The following is an 11,444-nucleotide window of genomic DNA, read 5'->3' on the forward strand; positions in this document are numbered from 1 at the left end:
CAGCACCGAAGGTGCGCTGAGTCGCTGACCTGCACTTATGTGCAGTGCCTCGTAAACGTGCAGGTCAGAGCATCGCGATCGTCATGCAGGCTGCTCGATTTGTGGGGACGGGGGGTCAGGAAGGCTTGACCGCCGAGACCGGGGTGACGGTCACCTTGTTGTCGCACTCGGCCCACCACCCGTCGTTCAGGGCGACCTGGTGCTTCCCGGAGTGCGGCAGCCCGATGACCATCGTCGGATACGTCACCGGGTCCTTGCCCGACACGCAGTAGCCGTCGGCCTCCCCCTGGACCTGGACGAAGGTCAGCTTCACCCACGCCTTGCCGTGCGGCCGGACCGTCACGGTGGCCGCCCTGCCGGTGGGGGTGACCTTGAGCGGGGTGTTGTGGGCGGGGGAGCCGTTGCCGGCGCCCGCGACCGTCGGATGGCCCTTCAGGACGCACGTCCTCCGGGAGACGTTGGTGAACTGCACGACCGCCGCCCCGGTCCCGGTCCCGACGGGCCGGTGGACGGCCTGCCAGGCGCTGACCTGGAGGGCGGAGGCCGGGCAGGCGGGCGGCGGGGTGGAGGTGGTGGTGGTGCTCGCCGCCATGGCGGTGCCGGGCAGGATGCCGGTCACCGCCGCCGCGACGGCCGTGACCGCCGTCGTCGTCAGAGCCGCCCTGCGAATGCCGTTGCTGTGACGCATGCTGTCGTCCCCCTGAGTCGTCTCGTCCGCGGGTTTCGGTCGTCGGTTGTTGCCCCGCGGTACGCGTGGTCGTGGTGCGTGAGTGCAGATAGGGCGGGAGAGCGGCAGGGTTCCGTGCGGCGACTACTTGTGACGGAACGGTGACGACAGGCTGCACCCGTGCAGATGGCCGTCAGGGCAGACGGAAGCACCTCCAGCGCGCCACGGGTCTTACCACGCCCCCGGCGCGCACCGAAGATGCGCCGAGTCGCTGACCTGCGGTGATCAAACTCCGATGACACAAACTCGCGTCCGTCAAAGTCCGATGGCAAACGGTCAAGATCCAGTGGCACGGGACAGCCGGGGCCGTGGTGCTCATCGGCACACGGAAATCTAGAATCGAACACGTGACCGATGAATCGCCGTCCCGCCTGGAGCTGCTGCACTTCGCGCGCCGTGTCGTGATCCAGCAGGCAAAGGCGGCTCTGGCGCAGCTCGACCGGTGGATCGCCGAGGAGCAGCGGCGGGAGGCGGAGCGGCGCCGGGGCGAGGAGGTGCGGCCACCGGCGCCGGAGTGGCTGATCGAGCGCGGCCTGGACAAGAAGAACCTGGTCGCGGTGCATGCGGGCGGGTGTTGGAAGGTGACCAAGAGCGGTCGATGCGTCGGCCTCTCCCGAGCACAGGCGCTCGACGCACTGCGCCGGCACGTGCCGGCGTGCAGCCAATGCCGCCCTGATACGGCACTCGGCTTCCTTGAGTAGGCCGGTACGGCCGTCGAATGCCGCCGCAGCGGGAGCACGACCTGACAACCGCTGCCCCCGATACGGCGGCATGAAGGTCAACCGCGGACAGACCAGATCACGGGAAGCGTCTTCGGGCCCCGGATCAGGCCCTGGCGTTGGAATTCGACCTCCGCGGGGGGTACGGCCAGGCGGAGGTCGGGGAAGCGGGTGAGGAGGGCGGAGATCATCACCTCGGCCTCCATGCGGGCCATGATCGCGGCCAAGCAGTGGTGGGGGCCGTGGCCGAAGGCCAGGTGGGCGTTGGTCTCACGGTCGAAGTCCAGGGTGTCCGGCTCGGCGAAGGCCTCGGGGTCGCGGTTGGCGGCGACGTAGGCGTTGTAGACCACGTCACCGGCACGGATCAGCCGGCCCCCCACCTCCACGTCCTCGGTGGCGACACGAGGGATGCCGACGCCGTTGCGGTGGGGGACGTAGCGGAACAGCTCGTCGACGGCCTTCGGCAGGAGTTCCGGCTCGCGCCGCAGGCGGTCCATCTCCTCGGGGTGGGTGAGCAGCGCGTACATCATCGAGCCGCTGTTGTTGCGCACCGCGTGCCCGCCGCTGACCTGGATCGCGGTGGCGAGGGAGATCGCCTCGTCGTCCGTGATCTCGCCGGCCTCCACCGCCTGCGCCAGCACTCCGGCCAGGTCCTCACGCGGCTCCCGGCGGCGGCGCTCCAGGAGCTCGACGATCCGGGCGCGCGTGTTCTGGCTCGCCTCCTTGCCGCGTCCCTTGGCGTCCGAGCCCGCCGACAGCAGCGCCTCGCCGGTCTGGGCCCAGCGGTGCCAGTCGCTCTCCTCCACGCCCAGGAAGTCGCGGACCACCGCGATCGGGAAGGGGCCGTGCAGGTGTTCCATGAGGTCCGCCGGTGCCCCGGCCGCCTCCATGACGTCGAGCAGCTCGGCCGCCCGCCCCTCGGCCAGCGGGCGCAGCCGTTGCATGCTCCGTCCCGTGAAGGCCCGCGCGACGACCCGGCGCAGCCGGTTGTGCCGAGGCGGGTCGATGTACTGGAGCCCGGCCGTCTGCGAAGCCACCGGTTCCGGCCGCATGCTGGTCACGGACCGGCCGAGGAGCTGCTCGCGGGAGAAACGCGGGTCCGCGGTGACGAAGCGGACATCCTCGTACCGGGTGACGAGCCAGGCGTCCCCGTCCCCGTACGGCAGCTTGATCCGGGTGATCGGCTCCTCGCGCAACACCTCGTCCAGGAACGGATCGGGGTCGAGGCCGGGCAGGTCGGCGACGGGCCAGAACCGCACCGGCGGCTCAGGCGTGTCGGAGACCGAGACGGAGGCCGAGTCGTAGGTCATCGCGCACCACTCCCGAAACTGTCGCCCCCTTCGGGAGTGTGCGGCCGGGCCGTGCCGTCCGGCCATTCGTGGTACGGCATCCGGGTTCCGCCGCGTACGGCGTGTACGCGTCGCCGCGTACGTCTCGCCGCGTACGTCTCACTGCTCCCCGGCGGCGCCCGTGTGCTCCAGGTGGTCCTTGAGCAGTTGCTCGTTGCGCGGCAGCTCTTTGCGGGCCTGCGGGCGCACGAGCAGGGGCAGCAGGACCTTGCCGAACCCGTGGCCCTCGAAGTCGAGGTCCATCGACACGCGGGCGCGGCGGCCCCCGTCGATGGGCGTGATCTCGCCGCGGACGAGCCCCCGGACGGGGCCGTCGATGCCGCGCATGCCCCAGACGTGGGGTGGTTCGTACTCGGTGACCTCCATGGTCATCGGTACCTCGTGGGTGCCGACGTGCCGGATGACGCGGAGCAGGGATCCGAGGCCGAGGTCCCCCTCGTCGACCTTTTCCGCGGACACCGTGCCCAGTTGCCATTCCGGCAGGTGGGAGGGATCGATGACGTAGGCCCAGACATCCTCGGGAGTGCAGTCGACGGTGATCTCTTCGTGGAAGGCGGACATCACGCCCTCCTCCATCCGCTCAGGGTTTCCCCGCGTGAGGGCTTACTTCCGATCGTCCCACCGGGTCGTGCACGTCACCATCGCAGCGCGCACCCGTTACCCGGGTACGACAAAGGGCCCCAGCCCTGACGGAGCTGAGGCCCATCGCCGTACGCATAAGAAACACGTCGTACTCAAGAGACACGTCGTACTCACGCGGAGCCGACGAAGACCACCATCAGCAGCCAGACCACCGGGGCCGTGGGCAGCAGCGAGTCCAGCCGGTCCATGATGCCCCCGTGACCGGGGAGCAGCGTGCCCATGTCCTTGATGCCCAGGTCCCGCTTGATCATGGACTCGCCCAGGTCGCCGAGCGTGGCGCTGGCCGCGACCGCGAGGCCCAGCAGGAGGCCCTGCCACCAGGTGCCGTCGTCGATCAGGAACTGCATGCACAGGGCACCGGCGACCATGGCGAACGCCACCGCGCCGAGCAGCCCCTCGCGGGTCTTGCCGGGGCTGATGCGCGGAGCGAGCTTGTGCTTGCCGAAGCGCCAGCCGACGGCGTACGCGCCGGTGTCGCTGACGACCGTGAGGAGCAGGAAGGTCAGCACACGCCACGGACCGTCGTCGGCCGTCAGCATCATCGCGACGAAGGTGGCCAGGAAGGGTACGTAGAACGCCGCGAAGACACCCGCCGTGACGTCCTTCAGATAACCCTCGGGTGGCTCCGTCATGCGCCACACCAGGACCGCCAGCGCCGTCAGCGCCATGGCCACCCAGGCACCCTCGGCACCCCGCACGTACCCGGCGACGACCATCGCCGCTCCGCCGAGCGCCAGCGGGACCAGGGGCGCCTTGATGCCCTTGCGCTCCTGGAGCCGGCTGGTCAGTTCCCACAGTCCCACGACGACGGCGACGGCCACGACGCCCACGAAGACGGCCTTGACGATGAACAAGGACGCCACGATCACGACGCCGAGCCCGACGCCGACGCCTATGGCCGCGCTGAGGTCCCGGCCCGCAGACTTCTTCTGCGGTGCGGGCGCCGGTTGCGTGGCGTCGGGCATGGGCTCCGGATTCTGCGGCGCCACCCGGTAGGGCTGCGCCTGCGGCGTCTCGTCGCGGAACAAGGGGCCGCTCAGCCGAGCGGCCCCCGAGTGGTCATCCTGGTCCGGGCCGTACGCGGGTACGTCGTCGGGGACGATGGGCATGGGGCGAGTCTGCTGGGCGTCATGCGCATCGTACGCGGGACCCGCCGGGGCAGCCCCCTGGACATGCCCCTGGTCAGGGGCCTGCGTGGTGGGCCCCCAGTAACCGGCCTGCGCCGGCGCGCCCCAGGAAGAGTCGTTCATCAGACCTCGAGAAGCTCCGCTTCCTTGTGCTTCAGGAGCTCGTCCACCTGGGCGACGTACTTCGCGGTGGTGTCGTCGAGCTCCTTCTCCGCACGGCGGCCCTCGTCCTCGCCGACCTCGCCGTCCTTGATCAGCTTGTCGATGGCGTCCTTGGCCTTGCGGCGCACGGAGCGGATGGACACACGCGCGTCCTCGGCCTTGCCCTTGGCGACCTTGATGTAGTCGCGGCGGCGCTCCTCGGTGAGCTCGGGGAACACCACGCGGATGATGTTGCCGTCGTTGCTCGGGTTGACGCCCAGGTCGGAGTCGCGGATCGCCTGCTCGATGTTGCGCAGGGCGGTCTTGTCGAACGGGGTCACGACCGCCATGCGCGGCTCCGGCACGGAGAACGAAGCCAGCTGGTTGATCGGCGTCGGCGCGCCGTAGTAGTCGGCCACGATCTTGTTGAACATCGCCGGGTGCGCACGGCCGGTGCGGATCGCGGCGAAGTCCTCCTTGGCGACCACGACGGCCTTCTCCATCTTCTCCTCGGCTTCGAGGAGGGTCTCTTCGATCACCACTTGCTCCTGCGTGTCTTGAGTAGGCCCGGCTGCGGTTCCTTGACGGTGGCGGCGGCCGGCTGCGTCGCGTCTTCTTCCTGCACGGTTCCCGACCGGCAGGACATTGTCCATCCCCCGGTCGGGCACCGGGGGAGCCATGGTCAGTCCCGGCTGTCCTGGTCACCCACCAGCGTGCCGATCTTCTCACCCTTGACGGCTCGCGCGATATTGCCCTCCGCCAGGAGCTCGAACACGAGGATCGGGAGCTTGTTGTCGCGGCACAGCGTGATGGCGGTGGCGTCGGCGACCTTGAGGTCGCGCGTGATGACCTCGCCGTAGCCCAGGGAGTCGAACTTGACGGCGTCCGGGTTCCGCTTGGGGTCGGAGTCGTAGACCCCGTCCACGCCGTTCTTGCCCATCAGCAGCGCCTCGGCGTCGATCTCCAGGGCGCGCTGGGCGGCGGTGGTGTCGGTGGAGAAGTACGGCATGCCCATACCGGCGCCGAAGATGACCACGCGGCCCTTCTCCAGGTGCCGTACGGCGCGCAGCGGGATGTACGGCTCGGCGACCTGCCCCATCGTGATGGCGGTCTGCACCCGGCTGTCGATGCCCTCCTTCTCCAGGAAGTCCTGGAGGGCGAGGCAGTTCATCACGGTGCCGAGCATGCCCATGTAGTCGGAGCGGGCGCGGTCCATGCCGCGCTGCTGAAGTTCGGCGCCGCGGAAGAAGTTGCCGCCGCCGATGACGACCGCGACCTGCGCGCCGTCCCGGACGACGGCCGCGATCTCGCGGGCGATCTTGTGCACCACGTCGGGGTCCACGCCGAGGCCCCCGCCACCGGAGAACGCCTCTCCGGACAGCTTCAGCAGAAACCGGCCGCGTACTTTGCCGTCGTCGCTCTTCTGGGCCTTGGTGGTCATGGAGATCCCGCCTTTGTTACGTGGTGCACATACGAAGAAGGCCATTGCCGGTTGGGGTCGCGATTCGCTCCCATGCGCGGCAATGGCCTCCTCGTCAGATCTGCTGCCGTCCGCCACGTGCCTTGGTGCGGCGGTGTGCCCGGACGACTGCTGTCGACCCTATCGGGGTCGTGCTTCGATCGCGGTACGGACTCAGATGCCGACCTTGATGCGCGCGAAGCGCTTCAGGGTGACACCGGCCTCGTCCAGAATCTTCTGGACCGACTTCTTGTTGTCCAGCGCGTACGGCTGGCCGAGCAGCGTGGCGTCCTTGAAGAAGCCGCCCAGGCGACCCTCGACGATCTTGGCGATCGCGGCCTCGGGCTTGCCCTCGGCGCGGGTGGTCTCCTCGGCGATGCGACGCTCGGACTCGACGACCTCGGCCGGGACGTCCGCCTGGGACAGGTACTTCGGCGCGAAGGCGGCGATGTGCTGGGCGATGCCCTTGGCGACCTCGGCGTTCGGCTTGTCGAGCTCGACGAGGACACCGATCTGCGGGGGCAGGTCGGGCATCGTGCGGTGCATGTAGGCAAGCACGAAGCCGTCGGCGAACTGCGCGAAGCGGTCCAGGACGATCTTCTCGCCCAGGTTGGCGTTGGCCTCGTCCACGAACGCCTGGACCGTCTTGCCGGGCTCGATCTCGGAGGCGAGCAGGGCCTCGATGTCGGCCGGGGAGGTCTTGGTGACGTGCTGGGCGATGGTGTTGGCCACGGCCTGGAACTTCTCGCCCTTGGCGACGAAGTCCGTCTCGCACTTCAGCTCGACGATGACGCCGGAGGAGTTGTCGTCGGCGATGATGGAGACCACGGCGCCGTTCTCGGCGGAGCGGCCCTCGCGCTTGGCGACGCCCTTCTGGCCCTTGATGCGCAGCGCCTCGACGGCCTTCTCGACGTTGCCCTCGGCCTCGTCCAGCGCCTTCTTGCAGTCCATCATGCCGGCGCCGGTGAGCTCACGGAGCTTCTTGACGTCGGCGGCGGTGTAGTTCGCCATGAGTCTGAGAATCTTTCTCGAAGTCTGGAAGATCGAAGATCTACGGAGTCTGCGTACCCCATGTAACGGGGTCCGCGAACGCTCCGCTGACCGACGGGTGAACGGCGGAAGCGGACTTCATGTCACCCGCTCCCGCCGTCAACACCGACGCTGACGGTCAGGCCTGCTCGCCCTCGGCGGCGGGAGCCTCAGCAGCGGGGGCCTCAGCAGCCGGGGCCTCGGCGGCGGGGGCCTCAGCAGCCGGGGCCTCGGCGGCGGGGGCCTCAGCGGCAGGAGCCTCGGCGGCCGGGGCGGCCTCCTGCGGCTCGGCCTTCTTCTCGCCCTCCAGCAGGTCGCGCTCCCACTCGGCGAGCGGCTCGCCCGCGGCCTTCTCGCCCTTGCCCTGGGTGGCGACACCGGAGCGGGCGATGAGACCCTCGGCGACCGCGTCGGCGATCACACGGGTGAGCAGGGTGACCGAGCGGATCGCGTCGTCGTTGCCCGGGATCTTGTAGTCGACCTCGTCGGGGTCACAGTTGGTGTCGAGGATCGCGACGACCGGGATGTTGAGCTTCCGGGCCTCGCCGACCGCGATGTGCTCCTTCTTGGTGTCCACGATCCAGACGGCGCTGGGCACCTTCTGCATCTCGCGGATACCACCGAGGGTCTTCTCCAGCTTGGCCTTCTCGCGCGAGAGCACGAGAAGCTCCTTCTTGGTCAGACCGGACGCGGCGACGTCCTCGAAGTCGATCTGCTCAAGCTCCTTGAGGCGCTGCAGACGCTTGTAGACGGTCGAGAAGTTGGTGAGCATGCCGCCCAGCCAGCGCTGGTTGACGTAGGGCATGCCGACGCGGGTGGCCTGCTCGGCGATGGCCTCCTGCGCCTGCTTCTTCGTGCCGACGAACATGACCGTGCCGCCGTGGGCGACGGTCTCCTTGACGAACTCGTAGGCGCGGTCGATGTACGACAGCGACTGGAGCAGGTCGATGATGTAGATGCCGTTGCGCTCGGTGAAGATGAAGCGCTTCATCTTCGGGTTCCAGCGACGGGTCTGGTGACCGAAGTGGACGCCGCTCTCCAGCAGCTCCCGCATCGTGACGACGGCCATGGCCGTTCTCCTTGAGTTTTCTCGGTTGTGCCGCGGGTGCCGGACGGCACCCGCGCCTGACGCCCGCGGTGCGCCGTGCCGCGAAGGACCGAGGGGCGCTGACACGAACGGACCGTCTCCGGTCGCGCGTCGTGTCGGGGCGTGCGAAGTCGACCCGGTGGCCCGGGTCGCCATCAGAAGTGTACGGGACCGGGGAGGCGCTGGGTGACGCCCCTGTCCACAACCGGTGAGTTGTCCCCAGATCGCGATCGTGATCGATCGGGTTGCGGGACGGTTCTCGCATGTCTGTGACACGAGCGGTGCGGTGGGTGAGGGCGGCGTGGCTGCTGCCGGGCGTGGTGGTGGTGCTGATGGGCCTGGTGATGCCGGCCCTGGCCCCGTCGACGGTGGTGGCCCGGGCGACGGTGGCGGCCTGGGCGGTCGGGACCGCCGGGGCGGATCCGCCGACGCCCGGCCCCGGCGACTCGGGGCCACCGGTACCGGCGATCGGCCGCGCCTGGCCGGTGGGGGTGCGCCCGGCGGTCCTGCGCGGCTGGGAGCCGCCGGCCACGGTGTACGGCCGCGGTCACCGGGGCGTGGACCTGGGCGCGGCCCCCGGGACTCCGGTACGGGCGGTGGCGGCCGGCCGGGTGTCCTTCGCGGGCCGGGTGGCGGGCCGTGGCGTGGTGTCCGTGGAGCTCGGGGGAACAGATTTGCGAACGACCTACGAGCCGGTGACCGCCTCGGTCCACAAGGGTGACGAGGTGGCGGCGGGCGAGACCGTGGGCACCCTGGAGCCCACGGGCTCCCACTGCACGACCACATGCCTCCACTGGGGCCTACGGAGAGGCAAGACGTACCTGAACCCCCTGTCCCTACTGCCCCCGTGGCTCCTGAACGGGGGGCCGCCGAGACTGCTACCAGTGCTGGGGGTGCCGGTGCCCGCGCAGGGCTGGGCTGGTGCGTAGGGCTGGGCTGGGCCGGTGCTACGGATGCCCAGCACACCGCCACCGACCAGCGACCGGGGTCGCTGCCTGACCTGGCCCAGGGCTGGCGCCGCCACCGATCTGCCGCGGCCCACGTGAGGCCACTGCTTGGCCGGCATTCGCCCCGCCGCTGCCCGCCCGGGGCTGGCGCCGGTGGCGGCACGCCGCTGCCCGCGCAGGCCCACCGCAGTGCCGGGATTCGCCATCCCACTGCCCCGTCCAGGGCGGGCGCCGACGCCGACCTGCCGCCCGCCCGCGTGAGACCACCGCCTGGCCGGCATTCGCCCCGCTACCACCCGCCCAGGGCCGGCGCCGGTGTCAGCGCACGCCACTGCCCGCACAGGCGCACCGCGCTGCCGGCATTCGCCATCCCGCTGCCCGGTCCCGGGCCGACGCCGACGCCGACGCCGACCTGCCGCCCCCGCCCGCGCAGCGCCACTGGCGATATGCGCCGCACCGCTGTTCTGGCCCCTGGGCCTCAGCCGTGTACGCCTCGCAGGGCCATCGCCACCGCCGCGGCCGTGATGTCGGTGGGGGACTCCGCCGCGCCGAGTTCGATGCGGCGTACGGCCGCGTCGACGACGCCCTGGAGGAGCATGGCCGCCAGTCGGGGCTGCTCGTGTCCCAGCTCCGCCAGTGCCTCGACGATCATCGCGACGAGTCCGCCGTGGGCGGCGCGGATCTTCTCGCGCGCCCCCGCGTCCAGTTCGGTCGCCGAGATCGCCACGACGGCCCGGTGGCGCCGGTCGCCGACCAGGGCGAGCTGTTGGCGCACATACGCCTCGACCTTGCCCTCGGCCGATTCCGCCCGCTCCATCGCCGCCGAGACCTCGGCCGCCCACACCGGGAAGTCGACCTCGCACAGCTCCTCGACCACGGCGGCCCGTGACCGGAAGTACTCGTATACGGACGACCGCGCCAGCCCTGTCCGCTCGGCGAGGGCAGGGAAGGTCAGCGCCTCCGTCCCGCCCTCGGACAGCAGGGAGCGAGCCGCGTCCAGCAGGGCGGCTCGCTGCATCGACCGGTGCTCGGCCACGGAGGCCGCTCGAATCCTTGGCACGTCAACCACTGTACGGACGCGCCACCCCGGGCGGGAGGCACTCCACACCACCCACGCCGACTTCCGCCCCCGCCGACCGGTCGGCTCAGCGGCCGAAGCCGGCCAGTTTCGCCCGCAGCTGCAGCACCGACTTGGTGTGGATCTGGCTGACCCGGCTCTCGGTGACCCCCAACACGTTCCCGATCTCGGCGAGCGTGAGCCCCTCGTAGTAGTAGAGCGTGACGACGGTCTTCTCGCGCTCCGGCAGCGTGTTGATGGCCCGCGCCAGGAACCGTCTCAGCTCCCGGTCCTCGGCCACCTCCACCGGATTGTCGGCGGCGGTGTCCTCCAGCGTGTCCATGAAGCTCAGCCCGTCCCCGTCCTCGCCGCCGACGTGCAGCAGCTCCTCCAGGGCGACCACGTTGGCCAGCGACAACTGGCTGAAGACCGAGTGGAGTTCGTCCACCTCGATGCCCAGTTCGGCGGCCACCTCGCACTCCGACGGCGTGCGTCTGAGCCGGGCCTCCAAGGTCGCGTACGCCCGCTCCACATTCCGCGCCTTCTGCCGTACCGAGCGCGGGATCCAGTCCAGCGCCCGCAGCTCGTCGATCATGGCGCCGCGGATCCGGGTGATGGCGTAGGTCTCGAACTTGATCTCCCGCTCGATGTCGAACTTCTCGATCGCGTCGATCAGCCCGAACACCCCCGAGGACACGAAATCGGCCTGCTCCACGTTCGGCGGCAGACCGACGCTCACCCGTCCCGCCACGTATTTCACCAGTGGCGAGTAGTGCAGGATCAGCTGCTCCCGCAACCGCTCGTCCCCCGTCGCCTTGTACGACCGCCACAGCTCGTCGAGCGTCGAGGGAGCGGGCCGCCGCATGCTGCCACCGTCACGGGCGGCTGGGGGGAGCGCCGCCCGGTCGGACCCGGAGGTGTGCTGGGGCATTCGTCGCCTTGTGCCGTTCTGCAGTGAAGTGCCGCGAAGAGGGGTGAAGGAGTGCGATGGGGGGTGAAGGTGTGGGACTGGGTGAGCTGTCGGTCTGGTGTCGAGTTGGCGCGTTCTGCGTCGGGGTCTTCGTGAGCGTAGCGTGACTGGGGAGTCGCGGTGTGCGAACGGCGAGGCACCACCCCTGCGCGGATGCGCCCCCCGGCGCACCCCGACCTCTCCCGGGCGT

At 70.1% G+C, this 11,444-nt stretch carries 12 protein-coding genes; 2 read left to right on the forward strand and 10 right to left on the reverse strand.

From position 1 onward, the window contains the following. Positions 1 to 115: 115 nt before the first annotated feature. Positions 116 to 688: a DUF4232 domain-containing protein gene (locus ACWGKT_RS33245; RefSeq protein ID WP_453276574.1), complete on the reverse strand. Its 573-nt coding sequence runs from the start codon at positions 686 to 688 to the stop codon at positions 116 to 118. Between the two features lie 386 nt (positions 689 to 1,074). Between ACWGKT_RS33245 and ACWGKT_RS33250 the strand changes: the two genes are divergently transcribed. Next, on the forward strand, positions 1,075 to 1,428 hold the full coding sequence (locus ACWGKT_RS33250; RefSeq protein WP_453276575.1) for a DUF6233 domain-containing protein: 354 nt from the start codon (positions 1,075 to 1,077) through the stop codon (positions 1,426 to 1,428). Positions 1,429 to 1,505: 77 nt separating this feature from the next. Here ACWGKT_RS33250 and ACWGKT_RS33255 read toward each other — a convergent pair whose 3' ends face one another. From ACWGKT_RS33255 to rpsB, 7 genes are all read right to left on the reverse strand, one after another. Continuing rightward, on the reverse strand, positions 1,506 to 2,756 hold the full coding sequence (locus ACWGKT_RS33255; protein ID WP_453276576.1) for a cytochrome P450: 1,251 nt from the start codon (positions 2,754 to 2,756) through the stop codon (positions 1,506 to 1,508). A 138-nt stretch (positions 2,757 to 2,894) separates the two neighbouring features. Then, positions 2,895 to 3,356: an SRPBCC family protein gene (locus ACWGKT_RS33260; RefSeq protein WP_356147082.1), complete on the reverse strand. Its 462-nt coding sequence runs from the start codon at positions 3,354 to 3,356 to the stop codon at positions 2,895 to 2,897. 191 nt (positions 3,357 to 3,547) lie between these two features. Continuing rightward, positions 3,548 to 4,687, reverse strand: coding sequence for a phosphatidate cytidylyltransferase (locus ACWGKT_RS33265; protein ID WP_356147079.1), 1,140 nt, complete (start codon positions 4,685 to 4,687; stop codon positions 3,548 to 3,550). Beyond that, positions 4,687 to 5,244, reverse strand: coding sequence for a ribosome recycling factor (gene frr, locus ACWGKT_RS33270; RefSeq protein WP_069783545.1), 558 nt, complete (start codon positions 5,242 to 5,244; stop codon positions 4,687 to 4,689). Before frr ends, ACWGKT_RS33265 begins: the two co-directional genes overlap by 1 nt. Before the next feature lie 143 nt (positions 5,245 to 5,387). Further along, positions 5,388 to 6,146 carry a UMP kinase gene (pyrH, locus tag ACWGKT_RS33275; RefSeq protein WP_235454622.1) on the reverse strand — a complete coding sequence of 253 codons (759 nt, stop codon included), beginning with the start codon at positions 6,144 to 6,146 and terminating at the stop codon, positions 5,388 to 5,390. Positions 6,147 to 6,338: 192 nt separating this feature from the next. After that, entirely contained in the window at positions 6,339 to 7,175 is an 837-nt protein-coding gene (tsf, locus tag ACWGKT_RS33280) for a translation elongation factor Ts (RefSeq protein ID WP_453276577.1), read from the reverse strand. Between the two features lie 157 nt (positions 7,176 to 7,332). Next, on the reverse strand, positions 7,333 to 8,262 hold the full coding sequence (rpsB, locus tag ACWGKT_RS33285) for a 30S ribosomal protein S2 (RefSeq protein ID WP_453276578.1): 930 nt from the start codon (positions 8,260 to 8,262) through the stop codon (positions 7,333 to 7,335). 281 nt (positions 8,263 to 8,543) lie between these two features. Here rpsB and ACWGKT_RS33290 point away from each other — a divergent pair, with 281 nt between their 5' ends. After that, the gene (locus tag ACWGKT_RS33290) at positions 8,544 to 9,209 is read left to right on the forward strand and encodes a murein hydrolase activator EnvC family protein (RefSeq protein WP_453276579.1); all 666 of its coding nucleotides are present in this window, start codon (positions 8,544 to 8,546) and stop codon (positions 9,207 to 9,209) included. 496 nt (positions 9,210 to 9,705) lie between these two features. Here ACWGKT_RS33290 and ACWGKT_RS33295 read toward each other — a convergent pair whose 3' ends face one another. Next, positions 9,706 to 10,263, reverse strand: a complete 558-nt coding sequence (locus ACWGKT_RS33295) for a TetR/AcrR family transcriptional regulator (RefSeq protein WP_453276616.1) — start codon at positions 10,261 to 10,263, stop codon at positions 9,706 to 9,708. 109 nt (positions 10,264 to 10,372) lie between these two features. Beyond that, on the reverse strand, positions 10,373 to 11,215 hold the full coding sequence (whiG, locus tag ACWGKT_RS33300) for an RNA polymerase sigma factor WhiG (RefSeq protein WP_356147063.1): 843 nt from the start codon (positions 11,213 to 11,215) through the stop codon (positions 10,373 to 10,375). Positions 11,216 to 11,444: the final 229 nt, after the last annotated feature.

It is taken from the genome of Streptomyces sp. NPDC054794 (assembly GCF_053611585.1).

Coding starts and splice junctions, on each gene's coding strand:
- ACWGKT_RS33245 (WP_453276574.1), bottom strand. CDS start 688: ATGCGTCACAGCAACGGCATTCGCAGGGCGGCTCTGACGACGACGGCG.
- ACWGKT_RS33255 (WP_453276576.1), bottom strand. CDS start 2,756: ATGACCTACGACTCGGCCTCCGTCTCGGTCTCCGACACGCCTGAGCCG.
- ACWGKT_RS33260 (WP_356147082.1), bottom strand. CDS start 3,356: ATGTCCGCCTTCCACGAAGAGATCACCGTCGACTGCACTCCCGAGGAT.
- ACWGKT_RS33265 (WP_356147079.1), bottom strand. CDS start 4,687: ATGAACGACTCTTCCTGGGGCGCGCCGGCGCAGGCCGGTTACTGGGGG.
- pyrH (WP_235454622.1), bottom strand. CDS start 6,146: ATGACCACCAAGGCCCAGAAGAGCGACGACGGCAAAGTACGCGGCCGG.
- tsf (WP_453276577.1), bottom strand. CDS start 7,175: ATGGCGAACTACACCGCCGCCGACGTCAAGAAGCTCCGTGAGCTCACC.
- rpsB (WP_453276578.1), bottom strand. CDS start 8,262: ATGGCCGTCGTCACGATGCGGGAGCTGCTGGAGAGCGGCGTCCACTTC.
- ACWGKT_RS33290 (WP_453276579.1), top strand. CDS start 8,544: ATGTCTGTGACACGAGCGGTGCGGTGGGTGAGGGCGGCGTGGCTGCTG.
- whiG (WP_356147063.1), bottom strand. CDS start 11,215: ATGCCCCAGCACACCTCCGGGTCCGACCGGGCGGCGCTCCCCCCAGCC.